Raw genomic sequence first — 23,845 nt, 5'->3', positions numbered from 1 at the left:
TGCGCGAAACCCGGGTACAACGTCGAGGGACATGCGCGAAGCTTACGCGCCGCGCGCCACAGCTCGACAACGTGCCGCGCCAACGTACTGGAGGGCCCATGTCGGACGCAGCACGCAACACCCCGGCGGTCGTCGCCGAGATCGCCAGCCAGCCCGACTGCTGGCGGCGCGCCGCCACCCTCGCGGCCGAGCGGGCCGGCGCACTGCCGCGGGACGGCGAGCGCGTCGCCGTGGTCGGGTGCGGCACGTCCTGGTTCATGGCGCAGGCGTACGCGGCGCTGCGGGAGGCTGCCGGCAAGGGTGAGACCGACGCGTTCGCCGCCTCCGAGATGCCGCTCGGCCGACGGTACGACCGGCTCGTGGCGATCAGCCGCTCCGGCACCACCACCGAGGTACTCGACCTGCTGCGCCGGCTGGCGCCGAGTACGGCGAGCGTGGTGATCACCGGGATCCACGACGCGCCGATGGCGAAGCTGGCCGGCGACACGATCGTGATGGACTTCGCCGACGAGACCTCCGTGGTGCAGACCCGGTTCGCGACGACGGCGCTGGCGCTGCTGCGGGCCAGCCTCGGCGAGGACCTGACCGCCGCGGCGGCCGACGCCGAGAAGGCGATCGCCGAGCCGTTGCCGCTGCCGGCCGACACGACCGAGCAGGTCACGTTCCTGGGCCGCGGGTGGACCGTCGGACTGGCGAACGAGGCGGCGCTCAAGTGCCGCGAGGCGGCGACGTTCTGGACCGAGTCGTACCCGGCGATGGAGTACCGGCACGGGCCGATCTCGATCGCGGCGCCGCACCGGGCCACCTGGATGTTCGGTACCGCGCCGGCCGGGCTGGCCGACGACGTGGCGCCCACCGGCGGCACGTTCGTGACGAGCGGGCTGGACCCGATGGCGGACCTGATCCGGGCGCAGCGGTTCGCGATCGCGGTCGCCGACCACCGCGGCCTGGACCCGGACAACCCGCGCCACCTGACCCGCTCCGTGATCCTGGGCTGATGGGTACCGGCGAGACCGCGGTCGCCATCGACGTCGGTGGTACCGCGATGAAGTGCGCGCTGGTCGCCCCGGACGGCACCGTACTGCACGGCGAACGGCACTCCACCGGACGCGAGCGCGGGCCGGCCGCCGTCGTGGACGCGATCGTCGACGTGGCCGCGGGTCTCGTCGGTACGGCGCGCGACCGCGGACTCGACCCGCGTGCCGTGGGCATCGTCGTACCGGGGGTGGTGGACGAGGCGAACGGCGTCGCCGTGTACTCGTCGAACATCGGCTGGCGGGACGTGCCGTTCGTGTCGCTGATCGGGGCGCGGACCGGGCTGACCACCGCCCTCGGCCACGACGTACGGGCGGGCGCGGTGGCGGAGGCTCGGCTGGGCGCCGGCGCGGGCAGCGACAACGTCCTGTTCGTGGCGATCGGTACCGGCATCGCGGCGGGACACGTGCTCGGCGGCCGGACGTACCCGGGAGCGCACGGCGCGCCGTCCGAGCTCGGACACGTCCAGGTGCGGCACGACGGCCCGCTGTGCGGCTGCGGCCGGTACGGGTGCCTGGAGGCGCTGACGTCCGCGGCGGCCGTGGCCCGGCGGTACCGGGAGGCCGGCGGGGACGGGATCGCGGCGGCCGAGGTGGTCGCGCGGGCGGTGGCCGGGGAGCCGCGGGCGGCCGAGGTGTGGGCCGAGACCGTGGAGATCCTGGCGGAGGGCATGACGACCGCGTTGCGCCTGCTGGACCCGGAGGTCGTCGTGGTCGGCGGCGGGCTGGCCGAGGCGGGCGACGCGCTGTTCACGCCGCTCGCGAAGGGCATGGAGGCGCGCCGCGCGTTCCAGGCGATGCCGCGGCTGGTGTCGGCGGACCTCGGCGACGAGGCAGGATGCATCGGGGCGGCGTTGCTCGCCCTGGACCGCTTCCACGCCGAGGAGTCGTAGATGTCCGCTGACCCGTCCGAACCGGCCCGGCTCGTGCTGCGCAACGCCCGCGTCGTCACCCCGACCGGGGCACTCGACCGCGGCCACGTCCTCGTCGCCGGCGGCACCATCACCGCGGTCGGTGCCGGCGACGGCCCGGCCGACGGTACGGTCGTCGACCTGGCCGGCGCGACGGTACTGCCCGGGTTCGTGGACATGCACACGCACGGCGGCGGGGGCGCGACGTACACGACCGGGGACGCGGACGAGGCGCGGCGGGCCGCGGCGTTCCACCTGGCGCACGGTACGACGACGACGCTGGCCAGCCTGGTGACCGCGCCGCCGGAGCTGATGCTCGCCGCGACCCGGGCGTACCAGCCGCTCGTCGCGGACGGCACGCTCGCCGGCCTGCACTACGAGGGGCCGTACCTGTCGGCGGCGCGCTGCGGCGCGCAGAACCCGGCGTACCTGCGGGATCCGGACCTGGACGAGCTGGCCGCGCTGCTCGACATCGGCGGCGTACGCATGGTCACGGTGGCGCCCGAGCGGGCCGGCGCCCTCGATGCCATCCGGTACCTGGTGGGGCGCGGGGTGGTGGCCGCCGTCGGGCACACCGACGCCAGCTACGAGCAGACGCTCGCCGCGGTCGAGGCCGGCGCGACCGCCGGTACGCACGTGTGCAACGGGATGCGCCCGATCCACCACCGGGAGCCGGGGCCGATCGTCGCGCTGCTCCGTTCGCCGTCGGTGACCTGCGAGTTCATCGCGGACGGGCACCACCTGCACGACGCGATGCTGTCGTTCGCCGCGTCGGCGGCCGGCACGGACCGGGCCGCGCTGGTGACCGACGCGATGGCCGCCGCCGGCATGTCCGACGGCGCGTACGAGCTGGGCGGCCAGGCCGTCACCGTGCTCGACGGCGTCGCCCGGCTCGCCGAGGGCGGTTCGATCGCCGGCTCCACCCTCACCATGGACGCCGCCGTACGCCGGGCCGTCGGCGCCGGGCTGCCCCTCGCGGACGTCGCGCGGATGGCCGCCACCACCCCGGCCCGGACGATCGGCCTGACCGACCGTGGCGCGCTCGCCGCCGGCCTGCGCGCCGACCTCGTCGTACTCGACGACGACCTGGCCGTACGGCGGGTCATGCGTGGGGGTGAGTGGCAGTGATCCTGACCGTCACGCTGAACGCGGCGCTCGACGTCACGTACCGGGTGGACGAGCTGCGGCCGCAGCAGACGCACCGGGTGTCGAGCGTGGTGACCCGGGCCGGCGGCAAGGGCGTCAACGTGGCCGCCGTCCTCACCCAGATCCGCGAGCCCGTGGTGGCGACCGGCCTGGTCGGCGGCCCGACCGGGGAGCAGATCCGGCACCGGCTCGCCGCCGCGCGCATCGCCGACTCGTTCGTACCGGTCGCGGCGGACTCGCGGCGCACGCTCGTGGTGGCCGACCGTACCGGGGCGACGGGGTTCTGGGAGCCGGGGCCGCCGGTGACCGCCGAGGAGTGGTCGGCGTTCGTGGCGCGGTTCCGCGGGCTGGCGACGGTGTCCCGCGCGGTCGTCCTGTCCGGCAGCCTGCCCGCGGGCGTGCCCGCCGACGCGTACGCGGAGCTGGTGACGATCGCGCGCGAGCTGGCCGTACCGTCCATTGTGGACGCCGAGGGTACGGCGCTGGCCGCGGCGCTCGACGCCCGCCCCGACGTCGTCAAACCCAACGCGCACGAGCTGGCCTCCGTCACCGGTGGCACCGCCCCCGACACCGTCACCGAGGTACTCGCCGCCGCCGAGGCCCTGCGTACCCGGGGGGCGGGCGCGGTGGTCGCGTCGCGCGGCGCGGACGGGCTGGTCGCCGCGACCCCGGACGGCGCGTACCGGGCGGCACCGCCGGCGGCCGTCACCGGCAACCCGACCGGGGCGGGGGACGCGGCCGTCGCCGCGCTCGCCCGCGGCCTGGCGTACCGGACGGGGTGGCCGGCGACGCTGACCGACGCGGTCGCGCTGTCCGCGGCGGCTGTCGCGGCACCCGAGGCGGGCCAGGTCGACGGCCGGGAGTACGACCGGCTGCGCAAGATCATCACCGTCGAGACCGTTACGGAGTAAGGGAATGCTGACGCCCACCGGGACTTTGGTCGCCGACGCCGCGAAGGGCGGACGCGGGCTCGCCGCGTTCAACGTCATCACGGTCGAGCACGCCGAGGCGATCGTGGCCGGGGCGGAGCGGGCCGGCCTGCCGGTCATCCTGCAGATCTCGCAGAACGCGGTGACGTTCCACGGCGGTCGGCTGGCCCCGATCGCCGCGGCCAGCGCCGCCGTCGCCGAGGCGGCGGGCGTGGACGTCGCGCTGCACCTGGACCACGTCGAGGACGCCGAACTGATGCGGCAGGCGCCCGACCACCGGTTCGGCTCCGTCATGTACGACGCCTCCACCCTGCCGTACGCGGAGAACGTGGCGGCGACGCGCGAGGCGGCCGAGTTCTGCCACGCGCGCGGGCTGTGGCTGGAGAGCGAGCTCGGCGAGGTCGGCGGCAAGGACGGCGCGCACGCCCCCGGCGTACGGACCGATCCGGCCGAGGCGCGCGACTACGTGGCGGCCACCGGCGTCGACGCGCTCGCCGTCGCGGTCGGCTCGTCGCACGCGATGACCGACCGGACCGCCGCGCTCGACCACGACCTCATCACCCGGCTGCGCGACGCCGTCCCCGTCCCCCTGGTACTCCACGGTTCCTCCGGCGTACCGGACGCGGAACTGGCCGCCGCGGTCGCCGCCGGCATGGTCAAGGTGAACGTCGGCACCGCCCTCAACATCGCCTTCACCGGCGCGGTACGCGCGGCGCTGGCGGACGAGCGGCTCGTCGACCCGCGGAAGTACCTGGCGCCGGCGCGGGACGCGATGGCCAACACCGTCGCGCACTTCCTCTCGGTCCTCGCCCCCCGCTGAACCCCCCTGACCGTCTACTGTGGACGGTCAGGGCCAGGGCCGCTCCGCGGGCTGCGGTACGGCCTCCAGCCGGCGCGACAGCGGGACGTCCGACCACGGGACGCGGCAGATCACCCGGAGCAGCAGCAGCCCGAGGGCGAGGCCGGCGATGTCGTCGGTCAACCAGTGGAACCCCAGGTAGACCGTACTGACCAGGACCAGCACCGACGGCAGTACGGCGAGCGCGCGCCGCGCCCGCGGCGCCAGGTACGGCGCGAGCAGCAGGGCCAGTACGCCGAACCAGACGACCGTGTTGACCAGGTGCCCCGACGGGTACGACTCCCGCCCCGGCACCGTGAACAGCTCGACCGGGCCGCGGTAGTGCGGCGCCGGCCGGGCGGTGAGCCGCTTGAGCGGCTCGATCACCACGGCGGTCAGCACCGCCGCGGCCGCCGCCGGGAACACCGGCCGCACCGTACGGCGGCGCCACGCCAGCAGCAGCGACACCAGCAACGTCACCGTCATCACCCAGCCGCCGTTGCCGAGCAGGTTCACCACCCGGGCCACCCAGTACGCGACGGTCGGGCGGTGCGCGTCGGCCACGTCCCGCAGCCAGACGTCCGCCGCGGTCAACGGCCCGGAACGGCTCAACAGCACCGTCAGCGCCGCGAACACCACGACCAGGGTCGCCTCCACCCACCAGCCGGCGGGTACGAGCCGCGGCCGGTACGTGACCGTCGTGCCGCTCAGCCCGTCCCCCGGTCGGCATCGCGCGGGCCGGGGTCCAGGGCCGCCGGCACCGGCACGCGCTGCCACGGCACCCGGGCCAGCAGCCGACCCAGGAGTACGCCCAGCAGCAGGCCGGCGAGCGTGTCCGTGAACCAGTGGTACCCGAGGTAGACGGTGGTCACCGCGACCACCGCGACCGGTACGACCCGCAGCGCGGTACGTGCGGCGGCCGGCAGCCAGCCCGACAGCAGCCCCGCGAGCACCGCGTACCAGACGATGGTGTTGACCAGATGTCCCGACGGGTACGACGTCTGGTGCGGCTCGGAGAACAGCGCGACCGAACCGTAGTGCGGGGCGCCGCGCTCGGTCCACAGCTTCAACGGCCCGACCACGCAGTACGTGAGGATCTCGGCGCCGAGCACCGGCAACACCGGCCGCACCGAACGGGCCCGCCAGCACAGCACCAGCGCCACGACGAGCGCCAGCACCGCGAGCGGGGTGCCCTGGCCGAGATGGTTCGCCGTCCAGGCCGTCCAGTACGCCACGGGCGGACGGTGCGCGTCGGAGCCGTCCCGTACGGCGAGGTCGAGGCGCAGCAGCGGCGGCCACACCAGCAACGCGCCGGTGATCGCGACGAACCCCGCCAGCAGCCCCACGTCCGGCCACCAGCCGCCGCGCGGCACCGACCGTACGGCGACGGCAGCGGGCCCCGCCATGCGCGCCCCCTCGCCGTCGACCGCCTCCCGACGCCACGACCGTACCCGCACGTCGGAGGGCCAGCGACAGTACGGCGCGGAAAGGGCCCGGATGTCCGGTTGGACGTCCGGGCCCGCGGCCGACCGGCTCAGAGCAGCGACTTGATCTGCGCGTAGATGAGGTCGATCCGTACTCCGCTGTTCGGGCAGCCGCCGAGATGGTGCAGGGCGATGACCCGGTTGGTGCGTTCGGAGATGACCGGCGAACCCGACGACCCCGGCGCCGTGTCGCACCGGTACGCGGTGTCCGAGTTGCTGGCGTACCCGTCGATCGTGGCCTGCTCGATCTCGCACGTCGAGTTCGGGTCCTGGTCCGACGAGATGGCGAGCTTCGTCGGGTCGCCCTCCGGATGCTGCGGGATGTAGACCTGCTCACCCGACCTCGGCGTACGGATGTCCAGCCCCAGGTATCCGAAGCGCTTCACCGCGTCGAAGTTCGACACCGAGAACAGCGAGTAGTCCAGCGTCTTGTCCGTACGCAGCAGCTTGTCCGCCGGTACCTTCGTCACCTGCTCCGTCGCCTGACCGCCGCACGCGCTGCACTGGTAGTTGAACCAGACCTCGGTGTTGCTGACGTCGCCCTGGTCACCCAGGCAGTGGTTGTTCGTCAACATCCGGTCGTCCGCGGTGACCCGCCACGCCGTACACAACGTCGTGCCGTTGATCAGCAGCCGCGCCACCGGCAGGCTGTGCTGGTACTCCACCGGGTGGCTCGTCCGGTAGCAGACCGCGTCCTGCGTGTCGTCGTTCCCGCACACGCTCTCCGGCTCACGGCCACCCGCCGCCAGCCGCTCGTCATGCGTACGCGCCGACCGCTGCGCGCTGGTGAACCCGTGCGCCACCCGGTCCACGTCCACACCGAACTTCCCCAGCGACGGCCCCGGCAACGCCTTGTGCAGCGCCACCACCGCCGTGTCACCGGTGATCGACATGGCCCAGAAGCCGTCCCGGCCGCTCTCCGTCGCCGGCGAATCCCCCGGCACCCGCACCAACCGCGGATCCGCCGTGTACGTGTACTTCTGCGCCCCCGACGGATCCGAGACCGTCACCGAGTCACCCGGACGTACGAGCAGGCGGGAGAAGTGGACCTTGACGTAGCTCGCGCCCGGGTAGCTGAACCGGACCGTCGGCTTCCCCGAGTACCCCACCGGCTGCGTGACCGTGTCCTGCCGGCCCGCCTCCTCGACCCCGCCCGCGGCCGGCTCCGTACGCGGTTTCGCCGCCGAACGGCGCTGCGGCCCCGACGCCCGCGCAGCCGCACCGGACTCCGCGCCGGACGTACCGGATGCGGCGGTGCGGCCGGATGCGGCGGTGTGGCCGCCACTGTCCCGCGCGGCCAACCGGGCCTCGGTGTGCCGCGCGGGCAGCAACTGCCCACTGACCGGTCCCCCCGCCACCGCGTCGCTCGCCACGGCCAGCGCGGCGACCGCGCACGCACCCGCGACGAGCAGGACGGTCCGACGACGTGTCATGTACCGCTCCTCTCTCCTCGGGCGTACAACGAGGCGCCCGCCGAGATGGATGCGGTACGTGTGCGACCACGTACGCTGAGGAGTCTTCATCATCGATTGTTCAACTGTTCAATTGTTCAACAATGGGACAGTTGAACAATTGAACAGTTGGGAAGTACAACCAACAACGCCGCACCCGCCCGGAACGCACGCCCGAACCGGACAGCGATCATCCTCACTGGCTCGATGGGCTGCCGCCCGACACGTCCGGGCGTCATGCTGTGAGGCGTGCAGATGACCTCCGCGCTCACCGATCCGGCCCTGCTGGACCTGCCGTGGGAGAAGCCGCTGACGGAGTGGCCGGCCGACTGGCTGGTCGCGCTGCCGCGCGGCATCTCCCGGCACGTGGTCCGGTTCGTCCGGCTCGGCGACGTGGTGTACGCGGTGAAGGAGACCGGTCAGCGCGTCGCGGAGCGGGAGTACGGGCTGCTGCGCGGGTTGGAGCGGTTGGACGCGCCGGCGGTCGAGGCGGTGGCGGTGGTGCACGACCGGGTGGATCCGGAGGGCGCCCCGCTGGAGCCGGCGTTGATCACGCGGCATCTGCAGTTCTCGCTGCCGTACCGGGCGCTGTTCGCGCACACGTTGAAGCCGGACACGATGAACCGGCTGCTGGACGCGCTGGCGGCGCTGTTGGTACGGCTGCATCTGACGGGTTTCTTCTGGGGTGACTGCTCGCTGTCGAACACGTTGTTCCGGCGGGACGCGGGCGCGTTCGCGGCGTACCTGGTGGATGCGGAGACGGGCGCGCTGCACAACCAGTTGTCGGCGGGGCAGCGGGACGAGGATCTGGAGTTGGCGCGGGTCAACATCTTCGGCGAGGCGCTGGATCTGGAGGCGGGCGGTTTCCTGCATCCGTCGATCGATCCGGAGTGGGTGTCGGAGCAGGTCGTCGAGCGGTACGAGGGGCTCTGGCACGAGATCACGTACGAGCAGGTGATCGGTCGGCGGGAGCGGCACAAGCTGGAGTCGCGGATCCGCCGGTTGAACGATCTGGGGTTCGACGTGGCGGAGATGTCGATGAGCACGGCGGAGGCCGGCGACTCGTACCGGGTGCGGCCGAAGGTGGTGGACTCGGGGCACCATGCGCGCCGGTTGCAGGCGTTGACGGGGTTGGACGCGGAGGAGAACCAGGCGCGTTCGTTGCTCAACGACCTGGACACGTACCGGGCGGCGAACGACATCGACGACGAGCAGATCGCCGCGGCGCACTGGCTGACCGACGTGTTCGAGCCGGTGGTGCGGGCGGTGCCGGCGGAGCTGCGCGGCAAGTTGGAGCCGACGGAACTGTTCCACCAGCTGCTCGACCACCGGTGGTACATGTCGGAGGAGGCCGGGCTCGACGTCGGCATGCACATCGCGCTGATCTCGTTCCTGGACAACGTGCTGGCGTACAAGCCGGACGAGCGGGCGGTGCTCGGCGACGACCTGGACGCGACCGGCTGACTCTCGACCGGGGGTCGTGGGGGCGGTAGGTTCCGTCGGCATGAGGAGACTCGGATCGTTCGGCGTACTCGCCGCTGCCGGCGTGGCGGTGCTCGCGGCCACCCCCGCCACCGCCCACCCTGGTACTCCGGAGTGGCGGACCGTCCACAGTGGAGGCGGTCAGTTCCGCGGGCTGGCGGCGGTGTCGCCGCGCGTGGCGTGGGTGGCCGGGGCCGGCGGCGTGGTGCTGCGTACGGTCGACGGCGGCCGGCGCTGGGCGGACGTGTCGCCGGCGGATGCCGCGGGGCTGGAGTTCCGGGACATCGAGGCGACGGACGCGCGGCACGCGGTGGCGTTGACGATCGGCGAGGGCGACGCGTCCCGGATCTACGTGACGGACGACGGCGGTGCGCACTGGACGCTGGGCTTCCGCAACACCGATCCGGCCGCGTTCTACGACTGCACCGCCTTCTACGACCGGTGGCACGGGCTCGCGATGTCCGACCCGGTGGACGGGAAGTTCCGCATTCTGTCCACTGTGGACGGTGGACACCACTGGACCGTACTGCCGTCCGACGGGATGCCCGCCGCCCAGCCCGGCGAGGCCGGCTTCGCCGCCAGCGGCACCTGCCTCGTCACCGCCGGCCGCACCGCGTACCTGGCGTCCGGCGGTGGCGCCGCGGCCCGCGTGTACCGGTCCGACGACGGCGGCCACACCTGGACGTACACCGACACGGGAGTACCGAGCTCCGCGTCGGCCGGGATCTTCTCCCTCGCGTTCCACGACCCGCGGCACGGCATCGCCCTCGGCGGCGACTACCTCGCCCCCACCGCCGCCCCACACTCCCAGGCCGGTACCAGCGACGGCGGGCGCAGCTGGGTCGGTGGCGACGGACCCGGCGAGTACCGGTCCGGGGCGGCCTGGCTGACCGGACGCACCGTGCTCGCCGTCGGCCCCACCGGCAGCGACATCTCCACCGACGCCGGCCGTACCTGGACCCGGTTCGACCACGACAGCTACGACGCCGTCCAGTGCGCCGGCGGTACCTGCTGGGCCTCCGGCACCGACGGCCGCATCGCCGTCCTCCGCCGGTAGGGCGTGTCTGCACAGGGTGCTGGCCGCGCATTCGCCGCCTCGCGTTGTCGGACGAGCGCAGACGACACCGGTGTGCCCCCTCCGACTTGCGAGACAACGAACGGAGTCCGGCTCGACCGGCCCTGTGCGGACACGCCCGAGCGGATCACAGGCGGCGGGCCACCGTCACGATCTCGGTACTCGCCGCCGTGACCGGCCCGCCGCCCCAGTCGCCGTACCGGGCGTCGACCGTGAAACCCGCCGCCACCAGGTACGCGTCCAGCGCCGGCTCCGACAGGAACCGCAGCCTCGTCCGATCCACGCGCAGCACCGTGCCGTCCCGCTCCGCCGTCGTCCCCGTGAACGTCACCACGTCACCCGCCACCGACTCCACCTCGTACCAGGAACGGAGCGGGCGGCGGCGCGCGTCCACCAGATCCTCCGCCCGCGACGGGTTCCAGTCCAACCACGCCCGCGCCTGCGGATGCCGCGTCTCGAACGCGAACCGGCCACCCGGCAGCAACGACCCCCGCACCGCCGCCAGCGACGCCCGCAGCTCCGCATCCCCCACCAGGAACTGGAACGCGTGACTCGTCATCGTCGCCAACTCGAACACGCCGTCCCACGCCGCATCCGCCGCCGTGCCGACACACCACTCCACATCCGTACGGCGCCGGGCCCGGTCCAGTGCGGCCACGTAAGGGTCGATCCCCGTCAACCGCCCCGCATGGCCCGACTCCCGCGCCAGCCGCAACATCCCACCCGTACCGCAGCCCACATCCAGTACGGAATCCGCCGCCATCACCAGGTCGTGATAGAACCTGTCGCTCGCGTACCGGTCCGGATCCCACGGATTCGTCACGTCGTACAGCGCAGCAGCGTCAGCATCGGAGTACACGGGGACAGTGTGGCCACGGACGGGCGCCGGGCGCAGCGCGTTTCGTACGTGTGCAGCTGAGCGGCGTTGGGGCAGGTTCCGTTACTTACGACGGTGGGGCGGTCGCCGCGTGGTCGTTTCGTCGACGCCGTACGTGACGCTGGCGTGCCCGTTTCGGTGGCGGGACGGTGGCGCTGGTGGACGGTGGGACTCGGAATCCGTTACAGCGCAAGCGGATGAGGCGTTGGCATCGCAGCGGACGCGGTCATGCGGGACCAAGTGGCGGGCGGCGGCGTGGCCCCGCCCGGTCGCGTGCAAGGAACGCGGCCCACGCGGGCAGCAACGCAAGGCCGCATCGCGAAAGTTGCGCCGCCAGAAGAGCTTCCCCCACCCACCCTGGGGGGCACCCCGGCGGCAATTCTAGTCGTTTCGGGGCGCCGATCGCGGCGCGCGCCACCGCCTGTGGACAACCCCCGCGTACCTGTGGACAACGCCGGTCACGTGAGCGCGCTCTCGGTCTGCGCGTCCGGGGTGGGCGGCTCGCTGCGGACGAGTACCCGTCCGAGTCCGGTCCGGGTGGAGAGCACGATGGCGCGTTCGCCGGGGAGGAGTACCCGGTTGGCGGCGGGCGCCCACATCCATTCGCCGTCGCCGGTACGCAGGGCGATGACGCGCGTCTCGCCGGGTTCTTCGACCATGTGTACGCGCTGGCCGGCGAGTGGTGCGCCGGTGTTGACGGGGATGTCGGCGATGACGAGGACGCGGCGGCCGACCGGGATGGTGTTGATGACCTGGCGTTCGACGAGGGCGGCGGCGAACGCGGGGGCGGCGAGGTACGCGACGCTGCGGGAGGTGGTGATGCCGAAGTGTTCTTCGACGCGGGCGGCGAGGTCGGCGTCGAAGAGTCGGAGGACGACGCGGAGTTCGGGTCGGGTGGCGCGGGCGTTGAGTGCGACTTCGAGGTTGGCGACGTCGTCGCTGGTGACGGGGACGAGTGCGCGGCAGGTGTCGACGTTGGCGCGGGTGAGGGTGCCGGCGCGGGTGGCGTCGCCGATGATGACGGGGATGCCGCGGCGGCGGCAGAGGTCGACGGCGGGGTTGTTCTCGTCGCGTTCGATGGCGACGACGCGTTCGCCCATGTCGTCGAGTTGTTGGACGATGCGGGAGCCGACGTCGCCGAGTCCGGTGACGATGACGTGGCGTTCGCGCGGCAGCGGGGTGGTGCCGCGGGTGGCGGCGAGCCGGGCCCGTACGACCCAGTCGACGAGCGCGGCGGTGATCGTGGGTACGAGGGCGATGCCGCCGACCATGGTGACGGACTGGATCACCATCTCCAGCCCGGAGTACTGCTCGCTGGGGTCGCCCGATCCGGCGATGGTGAGGACGGTGTCGTAGAGCGAGTAGCCCAGGGGCTGGTGGAGCAGGCCGACGCGTAGCGCGATGCCCGCGATGATGAGGCCGAACAGGACGGCGACGACCATGGCGAGGCTGCGTCGTACGGACAGGCGGAGGACGTGGCGCAGTCGGGTGGGGAGCCGGTGCGGGCGGCGTTCGGGGTCGCGCTGGCCGTCGGCCATGGCGAGGACCAGGTCGTCGGGCGCGGTGGTGTCGGGCAGCAGGTGCGGCTGGCCGGGCCGGTCGCTGGTACTCGCGAGCCCGCACACGACCAGCTCGGGCGGTACGTCGCGCCGGGTGGTGAGCATCAACGTACGGCTGGGCAGCCGTACGGGGGCGGGCTGGTCGAGCGCGGCCGCCACGAACGCGGGCGCCGCGGTGCTCGCGTCGTGCAGCGCCGTGCAGTCGGCGAAGAGTTCGTGGATGCGGACCCGCAGGTTCGCGTTGGACATCCGGATGACGAGCCGCAGCCGCCGGTTGAACTCCTGGGCGCGCAGCGCGGCGTGCAGGTTGCCCATGTCGTCGTCGGCGGCGAGCGCGAGGGACCGCGCCTCGCTGAGCCCGGCCTCCCGGAACGCCTTGCTGTCCAGGCGTTCGGCGACGACGATGCGGACGCCGTCGAGCGCGGCGATGTCGGGCGCCTTGTTCGCCTGCCGCGACGGCACGATGACCGTCACGTACTCCCCGTGCCGGGTGACGAGTTCCTCGACCAGCCGGTACGTGAGCTGGTTGGCGCCGCAGACGACGATGTGCCGACCGCGCGGGCGGCGCCACGGTCGGGTGGGCAGCTTGGGCGTGATGGGAGGCACGGCCCGATGGTAACGACCGATGCCGATGTCCTGACGAATCGCCGATGGCCGGCGGTTGATCGCGTGTGATGCGTAACCCTCCCCGGGCACTTGCACGTTATGTACGTGGGTAGGCACAATCCGTGCCCGGAACAGTCCGTACCGACCAAGGGGGTGCGATGGCTCGGAGGCGTACGACGAAGGCCCGCGGGCAGGCGGTGCCGTCGTCGTCCACACCAGCTCCGATGCCGGTACCACCGCAGCCGCGCCGCATGGCGACCGCGGACGGCCGCGGGCCCCGGCGGGAGGACCGGACGGTTCCGGGAGAGAAGGACCGCGGAGCGAGCAGATCGACGACCATCCCGTGCCATCCGGGCGCGGGCCGGGTCGGACGTACCGCGCCCCGGGCGCGCCGGAGCGGGCAGCCAGCCCGTGCCGGGCTGCCCCGCGCCCGGGAGGTACGACCTCGATCGGCACGCCGCACCACCGCGGTCACTCTCCACACCCTCACCCGGTACGCCGCGCGTACCGGAGGCTCGCTCCGCGGGTACAGCGCACGACTGACCATGTACCCGATGCATTGAGGACATAACGATGAACCGCAAGTGGATCCACCGCGCGGTCAGCGCCGCCGTCATCGCCGGAGGAATGCTCCTGTTCGGCGCGGGCGCGGCCAACGCGGCGGTGTCGGTACCGAGCAACGACCGGCCCGCCGTACTGAGCACCACGCCGCGTGTGGCGCACCCGATCATGGCTTCGCGGGACCTTGCGACCCAGCAGGGTGTCGTACGGCCGGGTGCGGTCTTCAACGAGTCCGCGACCGAGGACCTGCCGGGCGTCTCGACGGCGCCGGGCCAGATCCCGACCAACGGTACGAAGGTCGACGTGCCCCAGCTGACCGGCGCCGCCGGCCAGGTCGTGCAGCCCGTCAAGCAGCTCGCCGGCCCCGCGGCCGGCCCGCTCGACGGTCTGACCGGCGGGCACGAGGCCGGCGTCACCGACCCGTCGGGGCTGCCGGTCGTCGGGCCGCTCCTGGGCGGTGTGGGCCAGCAGGCGCCCACCGACCAGGGCGCGCCGGCGCAGCAGCAGCCGCCGTCGACCGACCAGCAGGCGGCGCCGACCGACTCGAACACCGGGCCGGAGAGCACCGTCGTACCGCTGCCGGTCGCGGCACCGGGCAAGGTCGTACCGCTGCTGGCGGTCAGCCGCTCGGAGGACGGTTTCACCGTCGGGCAGAACAACAAGCTGCCCACCGACGGGCTGATGACCCAGGCCGGCACCACCGTGGCCGGTACGGTCGGCAAGCTCGCCGGCGGTCCCGCCCTCGGCAGCCTGCCGAACCCGGGCGGCGAGTCGGCCTCGCCGGTCGACGGTCTGACCGGTGGCGCGAACGTCGCCGGGCTGCCCGTCAACCAGCTCACCGGGCCGGTCACCGGCCAGCTGAGCGGCGGCGGGCTGACCGGCCCGGAGGACGCCCCGGCCGCACCGGCCGACCAGTCCACCGGCGCCGACCAGCAGCAGCCGGCCGGCCAGCAGCCGACCGACCAGCAGCAGCCGGCGGGCGGCGACCAGCAGCAGCCGGGTGGCGCGCCGGGAGTGGGCAGTGACCCGCTGTCGGCCGTGACCGGTCTGCTGGGCGGCGGACTCGTCTGACCCGCACCACCACCATGCCGGCGCCCTTCCCGTACCCACGGGGAGGGCGCCGTCACGTGGCCGCGGTCAGGCGTGCCAGAGGGTCAGCATCATCGACTCGACGGCGATGCGGGGCTTGACGTTCGCGCCGATCGCCTCGCGGCAGTCGAGTACCGCCTCCAGCCGGCGCAGCGTCGACTCGGGTGTCCACCGCTCGGCGGCCGCCCGTACGGTGTCGGCGGCGTCGACGTGGACCGCCGGGACCGGGGCGCCGAACCGGGCCGCGAGTACGTCCCGGTAGAAGCCGGCCAGGTCGGTGAGCGCCCGGTCCAGGGCGTCCCGCTGCGCGCGGGTGGCTCGGGTCTTCTGCCGCTTCTCCAGATCCTTCAGCTGGCCGGCCGACCCGCGGGACGCGCTCGCCGACCCCTTCCCCGTACCGCCGGCGCCGAGTGCGGTGGCCAGCTCCTCGCGTTCCTTCGCGGCGAGTTCGGCCAGCTCGGGGCCGGACTCCTTCTCGGTCGCGGTGACCAGGTCGCCGGCCGCGTCGAAGCAGGCGGACAGGCTGGTCAGCCGGCGCGGGATGGCGAGCACGGCGTCCCGGGTGGCGCGCGCCTCCGGGTCGGTGGCGAGCCGGCGGGCGCGGCCGACGTGCCCCTGCGCCGCCGCGGCCGCCCACCGCGCGGTCGGTTCGTCGGTACCGCCCGCGGCGAGCAGCGCGGCGGACACCGCCTCCACGCTCGGCGTACGCAGTGTCACGACGCGGCAGCGGGAACGGATCGTCACGGAGATGTCGTCCGGGTGGGTGGACGGCGTGCACAGCAGGAAGACCGTGCGCGCGGGCGGCTCCTCCACGGCCTTGAGCAGCGCGTTCCCGGCGGCTTCGGTGAGGCGGTCGGCGTCGGAGATGACCAGCACCTGCCAGCGGCCGGACGACGGCGCGCCCTGCGACCGCAGCACCAGCGCGCGCATCTGCTCGACCCCGATCGACAACCCTTCCGGTACGACGAAGCGCACGTCGGCGTGCGTACCGGCGAGGACGGTGTGGCAGGACGGGCACTCGCCGCAGCCGCCCCGGTCGCACTGCAACGCCGCGGCGAACGCGCGCGCCGCGTCGGACCGGCCCGAGCCGGGCGGCCCGGTGAACAGCCAGGCGTGCGTCATCGCGCTGGCCGGCGCGCCGCCGGGGCGGCCGGCGCTCGCGGCGCGCCGCAGTACGGCGACCGCCTCGGGCTGGCCGACCACCGCGGCGAACACGTCGCCCATCAGCGCCGCCGGCGCGGCTTGCGCCGCCGCAGGTCACCGCCGCCGGACGGCATGATCATCGTCTCGTCGTCGTCGTACCGGTCGGGGACGGCGTGCTCGGGCACGGTGGGGAACATCTTCGTCTCCGCCGTGGTGTTCCACGGGTCGACCGCCGGCCGCAGCGCCGGCATCACCGTCGTCGGGTCGGAGCGTTCGCTGGGCTTGTCACCGCCGTCGGCGTCGACCGCCGGCAGCACTTTCGTACCGTCGGCGCCGACGGCTGGGAGCACGCTCGTACGGTCCGCGGGCGCCCTCCGATCGGCCGGCGCGTTCCCGTCGCCGGCCGGCGGCTTGCTGTCGTCGGCGGGAACCGCACTCGTCGTGTCGGCGGGGAGCACGCTCGTGGCGTCGGTGTCGGCCGCGGGCAGCACGGTGGTGTCGCCGGGCCCGGCCGCGGGCGCCGTGCTCTCGTCGGCGTCCGGGGACGCGGCGCTGTCGGCACCGTTCGCCGTCGACGCCGCGGTCGCGTCGGCCACGGGAGCGGCCACATCCGCGTCGGCCTTGACGAGGGTGGCCTCGTCCGCGCCGGCCGGCCGTACCTCGGTGGCGTCGTCGGTGGACGCCGCCGGGAGTACGGCGGTGGCCTGTGGGGTCTCGCCGTCGTGGCCGCCGTCCGGGTGCCGCTCGTGCGCGGTGGAGCCGAGCCGGCGGATGCTGATGCCGGGCCGTACCGCGGGGTCGGTCTCGTCGGCCGGTGCGGGCGTGGGCTCCGGCGGCGTGCCGGGCGTGGTCGACTCGGCCGGATGCTCGGGGTCGGCGGGGAGCAGCCGACCGATGCGCTCGCGTACCTTGCCGGCGATGGTGTCCGGGTCCTCGCTGGCGTCGAGCACCAGGTAGCGGGACGGATCCTCGGCGGCCAGGTCGAGGAAGGCGTGCCGTACCCGGTCGTGGAACTCCAGCGACTCGGACTCCAGCCGGTCGGCCGAGCCGCGATCGGCGACGCGGGCGAGGCCGACGTGCGGGTCGACGTCGAGCAGGACGACCAGGTCGGGGCGCAGCCCGCCGGTGGCCCAGTTCGACAGCCAGCCGATCTCCTCTGCCGGCAGCGTCCGCCCCGCCCCCTGGTACGCCAGCGACGAGTCCACGTACCGGTCGCTGACGACGGCGGCGCCGCGCTCCAGCGCCGGCCGTACGACGGTGGCGACGTGGTGCGCGCGGTCCGCCGCGTACAGCAGGGCCTCGGCGCGGGGGGAGACGCGGGAACCGGTGGGCAGCGCGTCCTTGTCGAGGACGAGGCCGCGGATCCGGGCGCCGACCTCGGTGGCGCCGGGCTCGCGGGTGACGACGGCTTCCCGGCCGTGCACCCGCAGCCAGGCGGCGAGCTTGATCACCTGGGTGGACTTGCCGGCGCCCTCGCCGCCCTCGAACACCACGAACACGCCGGGGCCGGGGTGCGGCACCGGGCGGCCGAGCGGGCGCCCGCGGATCGACGACCAGATGTCGGGCAGCAGCGGTACGCCGCGCTTGTCGTCCATCTGCTTGAGCGCCGCGTACCCGGCGAAGACGCCGACGACACCGGCGGCCAGCAGCAGGATGCGGGTGGAACTGATCGAGATCGGCCCGATGTGCCGGGACGAGCCGATGCCGACGAGCACGCTGGACAGCGACAGCGTCAGCAGCAGCACGCCCTGCACGGACACCTGGATGAACGAGTACACCCGGCCGCGCATGGCGTCGTCGATCTCGGCGCCCAGCAGGGTGATGCCGTTGAGGAACGCCATGCCGGCGCCGGCGCCGACCACGACGGTCAGCAGGCACGCGATCATCAGGTGCGGGGCGAGCGCGAGCAGGCCGACGGCGCCGGTGGCGAGGATGATCGACAGGCCGAACCAGCGGCGCCGGGACAGCGCGCCGACCAGCTTCGGTCCGGCGGTGATGCCGATGCCGAGGCCGACGAACAGCAACGCGAACAGCAGGAAGAAGCTGGCGTCGCCGCCGCCGAGGGACTTGGCGTAGAACCGGCCGGTACCGACGACCACGCCGGCCGCGGCGAACGCGCCGAAGATGCCGAGTACCAGACCGCGGGCGAACGGGAAACGCGCGATGTACCGCCAGCCGTCGACGAACTGCCGGAACATGCCCTGGTCGGCCTTCTCCGGCGCCTTGTCGCGCCGCCCGGAGATCTCCCGGATGCCGAACCACACCATGAGCGCGGTCGCCGCGTACGTCAGCGCGTTGAGGAACAGCGCCACCTTGTACGACGAGCCGAAGCCCATCGCGCCGATCAACCAGTTGAGCAGGGCCAGTACGAGGCCGGCGAGGATCGGCGTCACCCCGTACGTGGTGGCCATGCCGAGCTGGTTGGCCTTCTCCAGCCGCGCCTTCGGTACCAGGTTGGGCACCGAGGCCTCCTTGGCCGGCGCCCACATCATCTGGCAGGTCTCGATCAGGAACGTGGCGATCGCGGCCCAGGTCGCGGTCATCACCGTGGTGGCGAACGTGCCGACGATCGGGATCGACGCGTACAGCACGAAGCGGGCGGCGTCGCAGACGACCATGGTCCGTCGCCGGTCGAAGCGGTCGGCGAACACGCCGGCGATCGGCCCGAGTACGAGGGCGGGGATCAGCCGGACGACGATCGTGCCGGAGAACGCGGCGCCCTGCGCGACCGGGTTCTTGAACAGGCTGGACGCGAACGTGCCGGTGGCGAGGATGCCGAGCCAGTCACCGATGGAGGAGAAGCCGAGCACGATCCACAACCGGCGAAACGCCCGGAACCGGAGTACTGCCTTCAACTCGGCGATGCCCGACAGATCCGCCTGCCCGGTCGTGCTGGCCGCGCGTTCGTCGTCCGCGGGATGCGTGGCGATGGCAGTCTCCCCCCGTCCGTGAGTGCATTCCACTGTATCCGCGGGGCCGGACGGCCATCCGCACCGCACCGTACGACTGGGACGTGGCCGACTTTGTGAGTCCTGTTCGCGTTTGCCGTGCGCGCGGGCTAGGTTACAGCCATGACCGGCCACCGAGGTCCCGACGTGCAGGCACCGCGCGCGGCGGGCGAACCGGCGCCCCAGCTGCGGGCGCGCCTCGACGCCGCCACCGCCGACCTCGACCCCCCGTTCGCCGTGGTCGACCTCGCCGCGTTCCGGGCCAACGCCGCCGCGCTGCGGGCCCGGGCCGCCGGCCGCCCCATCCGCGTCGCCAGCAAGTCGGTCCGCTGCCGCACCCTGATCGACAAGGCCCTCACCGAGCCCGGGTACGCCGGGGTCATGGCGTTCACGCTCGCCGAGGCTGCGTGGCTGGCGCGTACGCATCCGGACGTGCTGTGCGCGTACCCGAGTGCGGACCGGGGGGCGATCGGCGCGCTGCGCGACCCGGAGCTGGCCGCCCGGGTGACGGTGCTGGTCGACTCGGCCGACCAGCTCGACCTGATCGACGCCGTACTGCCGGCCGACCGTCCGCCCGTCCGGGTCTGCCTGGAACTCGACGCGTCCTGGCGGCCGCTCGGCCTGCACCTCGGCGTACGGCGGTCACCGCTGCACACGCCGGCGCAGCTGGCCACCGCCGCCCGCGCCGTCGTGGCCCGGCCCGGGTTCCGGCTCGTCGGCCTGATGGCGTACGAGGCGCAGATCGCCGGGCTCCAGGACCGTCCCGCCGGCCGCCCGCTGTACGGGGCCGCCATCCGCCTCATGCAGCGGTACTCGGCCGCCGAGCTGCGGGACCGCCGGGCCGCCGCGGTCGCCGCCGTACGCGCGGTCACCGAGCTGGAGTTCGTGAACGGTGGCGGTACCGGCAGCGTGCACAGCACCGCGGCCGAGGCTGCGGTCACCGAGGTCGCCGCCGGCTCCGGCCTGTACGGTCCGGCCACGTTCGACGGCTACTCGGCGTGGCGTCCGCGCCCCGCCGCCTGGTTCGCCCTCCCCGTCGTACGCCGGCCGGCGCGGGGTGTCGTCACGGTCGCCGGCGGCGGTTGGGTGGCCTCCGGCGTACCGGGGCGGGACCGGTTGCCGCGGCCCACGTTGCCGGTCGGCCTGCGGCTGCTCGGTTCCGAGGGGGCGGGCGAGGTGCAGACACCGCTGGCCGGGCCGGCGGCCGACCACCTGGACGTCGGGGACCGGGTCTGGTTCCGGCACGCGAAGGCGGGCGAACTCGCCGACCACGTCACCGAGCTGCACCTGGTCGACGGGGACCGCGTCGTCGACACCGTGCCGACGTACCGCGGCGAGGGGAAGGCGTTCCTCTGACCCGCGTCAGTCGCGCACGTACCCCGAGAGGTACTGGCGGATCAGGGTCTTGGCCTCGGCGATGACCCCGGGGTCGCCGTCCGGCGCGCGGCGGAACGCCAGCTTGATCAGCGCGTCGCCGGTCTCCACGGCGACCGTGAGGGCGAAGTCCAACCGTTCGTCGGCCGTCAGCTCGAACTGGCGGACCAGCAGGTCGCGCAGCTCGCGGACGATCACCGCGTTGTTGTCCAGCTCCGGGTCGAGCAGGTGTACGTCGACGATGTCGCCGAAGTGCAGGCCGCGGAAGCCGGGCGTGTGCCGCTGCATCGTCACGTACTCGTCGATGACCGCGTCGACGCCGTCCCACCAGTGCGTGAAGCCGCCCTCGCCGAACCGGTGCCCGATCCGCCCCAGGTACGTCTCCAGGTTGCGCAGGGTCAGCGCCTGGACGACCGCCCGCTTGTCCGGGAAGAACTGGTAGACCGAGCCGATCGCGACGCCGGCACGCTCGGCGAGCAGCGTGGTCGTGAGCCCGTCGTACCCCAGCTCGTCGACGAGGTCGGCGCAGGCGTCGAGCATCCGCTGCACCCGGGCGGCGCTGCGCTCCTGTACCGGTACCCGGCGCAGGGGTGCACCGCTTCGCCGGGTCGCCGCCCGCTGCCCGCCTGCCACCGCATCGCCCCCTCGCTCCGCCCACCATCATGCCCGATCGGGTCGTTCACCAGCGTGGAGCCGTTGACGCGTGGCGTACATGAGGAGTATTCACATCGGATGAACGGGAGCGCGGGCGGCACGGTACGCCGGGGCATGGCGGCGGCGGGCACGGCGCACCATCATGTTCCGGTAGGCGTCTCCGGAGGAGGTGCGATGTCCGACCCCCGCTGGGCGAACTGGGCGGGCAACCGGCGGGGCGTCGCCGCCGCCGTCGCCCGACCGAAGACGGCGGCCGAGGTCGCCGAGCTGGTCGGCGCGGTCCGCGCGGCGGGCGGCACGCTCAAACCGGTCGGCGCCGGCCACTCGTTCACCGGCGCCGCGCTCACCGACGGCACCCGCCTGGAGCCGGCCGGACACGCGGGACCGTTCACCGTCGACAAGGACGCCCGCCGCGTCACCGTCCCCGCCGGCATGCCGCTGTACCTGCTCAACCAGGTGCTCGCCGCCGCCGACCTGGCCCTGCCGAACCTGGGCGACATCGACCGGCAGACCGTCGCCGGCGCCGTCTCCACCGGTACGCACGGCACCGGTGCGCGGCTGGGCGGGCTGGCCACGTTCGTCGCCGGCCTGACGCTGGTCACGGGCACCGGCGAGGTGCTGCACTGCTCCCCCACCGAGCACCCCGAGGAGTACGAGGCGGCGCGGCTCGGGGTGGGTGCCGTCGGCGTACTGACGGAGGTGGAGCTGGCCTGCGTGGACGCGTTCACGCTCCGCGCGGACGAGCGCCCGATGCCGCTGCCCGCCGTACTGTCCACTGTGGACGACATGGCGGCGGAGAACGACCACGTCGAGTTCTACTGGTTCCCGTACACCGAGCGGTGTCTGGTGAAGCGGAACAACCGGGCCGACGCGCCGGACCCGCTGCCCCGCTGGCGGGCGTACCTGGACGACGAACTGCTGTCGAACACGGTGTTCTCGGTGGCGTGCCGGCTCGCCCGCCGCGCGCCGGCGCTGGTGCCGCGGCTCAACGGCTTCTCCGCGCACGCGCTCGGCGCCCGCACCTACGCGGACCGTTCCGACCGGGTGTTCTGCACGCCGCGCCGGGTCCGCTTCGTCGAGATGGAGTACGCGGTGCCGCGGGCCGCGCTCGGCGACGCGTTCGCCGGGCTGCGGCGGGTGGTCGACACCTGTGGCGTGCCCGTCGCCTTCCCCGTCGAGGTACGTGTCGCGGCGGCCGACGACCTGTGGCTGTCCACCGCGCACGGCCGCGACACCGCGTACGTCGCGGTCCACCAGTACGTCGGCATGCCGTATGAGCCGTACTTCCGGGGGGTCGAGGCGGTCATGCGCGACGTGGACGGGCGACCGCACTGGGGCAAGATGCACTGGCGGGACGCCGACTCGCTGCGGGCCACGTACCCCCGGTTCGACGACTTCCTGGCCGTACGGGACCGGCTGGACCCGGACCGGGTGTTCGCCAACGAGTACACCCGTCAGGTCTTCGGCGACTGAGCGCGCGTCACGTCGTCGGCGGGCGGGCACGCCGACGGCGTACGACGACGACCGCGGTGCTGCCGGCGAGCAGGGCCACGACACCCACGACCAGCGCGGTACCGGCTCCGGTGACGGGACGGTCCGGCGCCGCGGCCGTACGACGGGCGGCCGGTGGGCGGCTCGGTGACCGGCTGGGCGTGGCGCTCGGCGTCGGCGGCACCGTGAACGCGGTGACGAACGCGACGCGCGTCCAGTGCGGCCCCGGCTCGTCCAGCCGGGTGTGCGCCCGCAGCGGCACCAGGTCCACGACCCCCTGCGTACCGTCGACGCGCGGGGCGTCCGCCCACAGCGGGAACGTGAACTGGCCGCGCGAGCCCGGCCGACCGAGCGGGATGTCGCAGCGCAGCCCGGACGGCCGGTCCCGGCTGCCGTGCCGCGCGCAGTTCGTGGCGAGGTCACCGAACGGCATGCCGAGACGTACCCCGCGCGGCGGCGTGACCTCCAGGACCACCCGGTCCACCGGGGTCGCGCCACGGTTGTCCACGGTGACCGTCTCGCTCCCCTCGTACCGGCCGCCGTCGCCGCGGGCGAGCGTCGCCCGGCTGCCGCGTATCCGGAAGTCGACGCGGCGCGCGGTCGTCGCACCCGGCGCGTACGTCAGGAAGTCGACGGCGGTGTCCTCCGGATGCTCGGCCGGGCCGGACAGCCCGCGCAGCGCCACCGTGCCGGCCTGCGCGTCCACCGCCAGCGGCACCCGTACGGTCAGCTCGAAGTGGACGGACTCGGCACGGCCCGGCCCGCGGTCACGTACCTGACAGGCCAGTCCGGAACGGCCGTCCGACATGGTCGGCACGCACTCCTCGATGCCGTCCGCCCGGTACGCACCGGTCAGCCGCCCCGTCGCCGGCGGCAGGACGACCACCGTCACGCGCTCCTGCCGTACGTCACCGGTGTTGCGGACGGAGACGACGAGATCCGCCGTACCGTCGCCCGGGCCGGTCGCCTCGACGGTCGGATCGTTCGCGGTCACCGCCATGTCCACGGCGCCCGAGCCGACCGGCTCGGCACCCGACCGCCCCGACCGCGCCAGGCCCAGCGCGGCCACGGCCAGTACGGCCACGAGACAGCCGACCACGTACCCGGTCCGACGCCCCATGTCGCCCTCCCGCGGGCCGGCCACCCGCCGATCGAGAACCGCCGCGCCGCACCCGGCGGACCCGGCTGCGGCG

The 23,845-nt window shown here is 73.8% G+C and carries 18 protein-coding genes and 1 pseudogene; 10 read left to right on the top strand and 9 right to left on the bottom strand.

Annotation, left to right across the window (positions count from 1 at the left end; translation table 11 throughout):
* The first annotated feature begins 98 nt into the window (after positions 1-98).
* Genes Aru02nite_RS22810 through Aru02nite_RS22790 form a run of 5 tightly spaced genes read left to right on the top strand, consistent with a single transcriptional unit; the run spans position 99 to position 4,840 of the window.
* Positions 99-998: an SIS domain-containing protein gene (locus Aru02nite_RS22810; RefSeq protein WP_203660989.1), complete on the top strand. Its 900-nt coding sequence runs from the start codon at positions 99-101 to the stop codon at positions 996-998.
* Positions 998-1,927: an ROK family protein gene (locus tag Aru02nite_RS22805; protein WP_203660987.1), complete on the top strand. Its 930-nt coding sequence runs from the start codon at positions 998-1,000 to the stop codon at positions 1,925-1,927. The genes Aru02nite_RS22810 and Aru02nite_RS22805 overlap by 1 nt, the downstream gene beginning before the upstream one ends.
* Positions 1,928-3,073 carry an N-acetylglucosamine-6-phosphate deacetylase gene (gene nagA, locus Aru02nite_RS22800; RefSeq protein WP_203660985.1) on the top strand — a complete coding sequence of 382 codons (1,146 nt, stop codon included), beginning with the start codon at positions 1,928-1,930 and terminating at the stop codon, positions 3,071-3,073.
* Positions 3,070-4,002, top strand: a complete 933-nt coding sequence (locus Aru02nite_RS22795) for a 1-phosphofructokinase family hexose kinase (RefSeq protein WP_203660983.1) — start codon at positions 3,070-3,072, stop codon at positions 4,000-4,002. Before nagA ends, Aru02nite_RS22795 begins: the two co-directional genes overlap by 4 nt.
* A gap of 4 nt (positions 4,003-4,006) precedes the next feature.
* Complete coding sequence (locus tag Aru02nite_RS22790) at positions 4,007-4,840, top strand: class II fructose-bisphosphate aldolase (protein ID WP_203660981.1); 834 nt, start codon at positions 4,007-4,009, stop codon at positions 4,838-4,840.
* Positions 4,841-4,867: 27 nt separating this feature from the next.
* Here the strand turns inward: Aru02nite_RS22790 and Aru02nite_RS22785 are convergent, their stop codons facing one another.
* The 3 genes from Aru02nite_RS22785 to Aru02nite_RS22775 form a co-directional block, all read right to left on the bottom strand.
* The gene (locus tag Aru02nite_RS22785; protein WP_239076879.1) at positions 4,868-5,515 is read right to left on the bottom strand and encodes a phosphatase PAP2 family protein; all 648 of its coding nucleotides are present in this window, start codon (positions 5,513-5,515) and stop codon (positions 4,868-4,870) included.
* Between the two features lie 50 nt (positions 5,516-5,565).
* A complete protein-coding gene (locus tag Aru02nite_RS22780) occupies positions 5,566-6,264 on the bottom strand; it encodes a phosphatase PAP2 family protein (RefSeq protein WP_203660979.1) in 699 nt (232 codons plus the stop codon).
* 128 nt (positions 6,265-6,392) lie between these two features.
* Positions 6,393-7,775 carry a trypsin-like serine peptidase gene (locus Aru02nite_RS22775; RefSeq protein ID WP_203660977.1) on the bottom strand — a complete coding sequence of 461 codons (1,383 nt, stop codon included), beginning with the start codon at positions 7,773-7,775 and terminating at the stop codon, positions 6,393-6,395.
* A gap of 273 nt (positions 7,776-8,048) precedes the next feature.
* Between Aru02nite_RS22775 and Aru02nite_RS22770 the strand changes: the two genes are divergently transcribed.
* Both Aru02nite_RS22770 and Aru02nite_RS22765 read left to right on the top strand, forming a co-directional pair.
* Positions 8,049-9,257, top strand: coding sequence for a DUF4032 domain-containing protein (locus Aru02nite_RS22770; protein WP_203661173.1), 1,209 nt, complete (start codon positions 8,049-8,051; stop codon positions 9,255-9,257).
* Between the two features lie 40 nt (positions 9,258-9,297).
* A complete protein-coding gene (locus tag Aru02nite_RS22765; RefSeq protein ID WP_203660975.1) occupies positions 9,298-10,332 on the top strand; it encodes a WD40/YVTN/BNR-like repeat-containing protein in 1,035 nt (344 codons plus the stop codon).
* A gap of 145 nt (positions 10,333-10,477) precedes the next feature.
* Here the strand turns inward: Aru02nite_RS22765 and Aru02nite_RS37280 are convergent, their stop codons facing one another.
* Positions 10,478-11,209, bottom strand: coding sequence for a class I SAM-dependent methyltransferase (locus Aru02nite_RS37280; protein WP_203660974.1), 732 nt, complete (start codon positions 11,207-11,209; stop codon positions 10,478-10,480).
* 476 nt (positions 11,210-11,685) lie between these two features.
* Positions 11,686-13,392, bottom strand: a complete 1,707-nt coding sequence (locus tag Aru02nite_RS22755; protein WP_203660972.1) for an NAD-binding protein — start codon at positions 13,390-13,392, stop codon at positions 11,686-11,688.
* A 573-nt stretch (positions 13,393-13,965) separates the two neighbouring features.
* Here Aru02nite_RS22755 and Aru02nite_RS22750 point away from each other — a divergent pair.
* Complete coding sequence (locus Aru02nite_RS22750) at positions 13,966-15,024, top strand: hypothetical protein (RefSeq protein WP_203660971.1); 1,059 nt, start codon at positions 13,966-13,968, stop codon at positions 15,022-15,024.
* Positions 15,025-15,090: 66 nt separating this feature from the next.
* Here the strand turns inward: Aru02nite_RS22750 and Aru02nite_RS22745 are convergent, their stop codons facing one another.
* Together Aru02nite_RS22745 and tmk are read right to left on the bottom strand one after the other, a co-directional pair.
* On the bottom strand, positions 15,091-16,266 hold the full coding sequence (locus Aru02nite_RS22745) for a DNA polymerase III subunit delta' (RefSeq protein ID WP_203660970.1): 1,176 nt from the start codon (positions 16,264-16,266) through the stop codon (positions 15,091-15,093).
* Between the two features lie 680 nt (positions 16,267-16,946).
* A pseudogene (gene tmk, locus Aru02nite_RS22740) lies at positions 16,947-18,995 on the bottom strand (dTMP kinase); the annotation flags it as partial.
* Between the two features lie 261 nt (positions 18,996-19,256).
* Between tmk and Aru02nite_RS22735 the strand changes: the two are divergent.
* The gene (locus tag Aru02nite_RS22735) at positions 19,257-20,489 is read left to right on the top strand and encodes an alanine racemase (protein ID WP_203660969.1); all 1,233 of its coding nucleotides are present in this window, start codon (positions 19,257-19,259) and stop codon (positions 20,487-20,489) included.
* A gap of 6 nt (positions 20,490-20,495) precedes the next feature.
* Here the strand turns inward: Aru02nite_RS22735 and Aru02nite_RS22730 are convergent, their stop codons facing one another.
* Positions 20,496-21,047, bottom strand: coding sequence for a TetR/AcrR family transcriptional regulator (locus Aru02nite_RS22730; protein ID WP_203661169.1), 552 nt, complete (start codon positions 21,045-21,047; stop codon positions 20,496-20,498).
* 288 nt (positions 21,048-21,335) lie between these two features.
* Here Aru02nite_RS22730 and Aru02nite_RS22725 point away from each other — a divergent pair, with 288 nt between their 5' ends.
* The gene (locus Aru02nite_RS22725) at positions 21,336-22,634 is read left to right on the top strand and encodes a D-arabinono-1,4-lactone oxidase (protein ID WP_203660967.1); all 1,299 of its coding nucleotides are present in this window, start codon (positions 21,336-21,338) and stop codon (positions 22,632-22,634) included.
* A 7-nt stretch (positions 22,635-22,641) separates the two neighbouring features.
* Here the strand turns inward: Aru02nite_RS22725 and Aru02nite_RS22720 are convergent, their stop codons facing one another.
* Positions 22,642-23,772 (bottom strand): hypothetical protein, encoded by a 1,131-nt coding sequence (locus Aru02nite_RS22720; RefSeq protein WP_203660965.1) that lies wholly within the window; start codon positions 23,770-23,772, stop codon positions 22,642-22,644.
* Between the last annotated feature and the right edge of the window lie 73 nt (positions 23,773-23,845).

The organism is Actinocatenispora rupis, from assembly GCF_016861975.1.
Classification (GTDB): Bacteria; Actinomycetota; Actinomycetes; order Mycobacteriales; family Micromonosporaceae; genus Actinocatenispora; species Actinocatenispora rupis.
Note: the sequence above shows the minus strand (reverse complement) of the source record. Positions and strands in the feature narration are given on the sequence as shown.

Excerpts from the sequence above, each read along its gene's own strand:
- Aru02nite_RS22810 (WP_203660989.1), top strand. The coding sequence starts at position 99 with ATGTCGGACGCAGCACGCAACACCCCGGCGGTCGTCGCCGAGATCGCC.
- Aru02nite_RS22805 (WP_203660987.1), top strand. The coding sequence starts at position 998 with ATGGGTACCGGCGAGACCGCGGTCGCCATCGACGTCGGTGGTACCGCG.
- nagA (WP_203660985.1), top strand. The coding sequence starts at position 1,928 with ATGTCCGCTGACCCGTCCGAACCGGCCCGGCTCGTGCTGCGCAACGCC.
- Aru02nite_RS22790 (WP_203660981.1), top strand. The coding sequence starts at position 4,007 with ATGCTGACGCCCACCGGGACTTTGGTCGCCGACGCCGCGAAGGGCGGA.
- Aru02nite_RS22780 (WP_203660979.1), bottom strand. The coding sequence starts at position 6,264 with ATGGCGGGGCCCGCTGCCGTCGCCGTACGGTCGGTGCCGCGCGGCGGC.
- Aru02nite_RS22775 (WP_203660977.1), bottom strand. The coding sequence starts at position 7,775 with ATGACACGTCGTCGGACCGTCCTGCTCGTCGCGGGTGCGTGCGCGGTC.
- Aru02nite_RS22770 (WP_203661173.1), top strand. The coding sequence starts at position 8,049 with ATGACCTCCGCGCTCACCGATCCGGCCCTGCTGGACCTGCCGTGGGAG.
- Aru02nite_RS22765 (WP_203660975.1), top strand. The coding sequence starts at position 9,298 with ATGAGGAGACTCGGATCGTTCGGCGTACTCGCCGCTGCCGGCGTGGCG.
- Aru02nite_RS22750 (WP_203660971.1), top strand. The coding sequence starts at position 13,966 with ATGAACCGCAAGTGGATCCACCGCGCGGTCAGCGCCGCCGTCATCGCC.
- Aru02nite_RS22745 (WP_203660970.1), bottom strand. The coding sequence starts at position 16,266 with ATGGGCGACGTGTTCGCCGCGGTGGTCGGCCAGCCCGAGGCGGTCGCC.
- Aru02nite_RS22735 (WP_203660969.1), top strand. The coding sequence starts at position 19,257 with ATGACCGGCCACCGAGGTCCCGACGTGCAGGCACCGCGCGCGGCGGGC.
- Aru02nite_RS22730 (WP_203661169.1), bottom strand. The coding sequence starts at position 21,047 with ATGCTCGACGCCTGCGCCGACCTCGTCGACGAGCTGGGGTACGACGGG.
- Aru02nite_RS22725 (WP_203660967.1), top strand. The coding sequence starts at position 21,336 with ATGTCCGACCCCCGCTGGGCGAACTGGGCGGGCAACCGGCGGGGCGTC.
- Aru02nite_RS22720 (WP_203660965.1), bottom strand. The coding sequence starts at position 23,772 with ATGGGGCGTCGGACCGGGTACGTGGTCGGCTGTCTCGTGGCCGTACTG.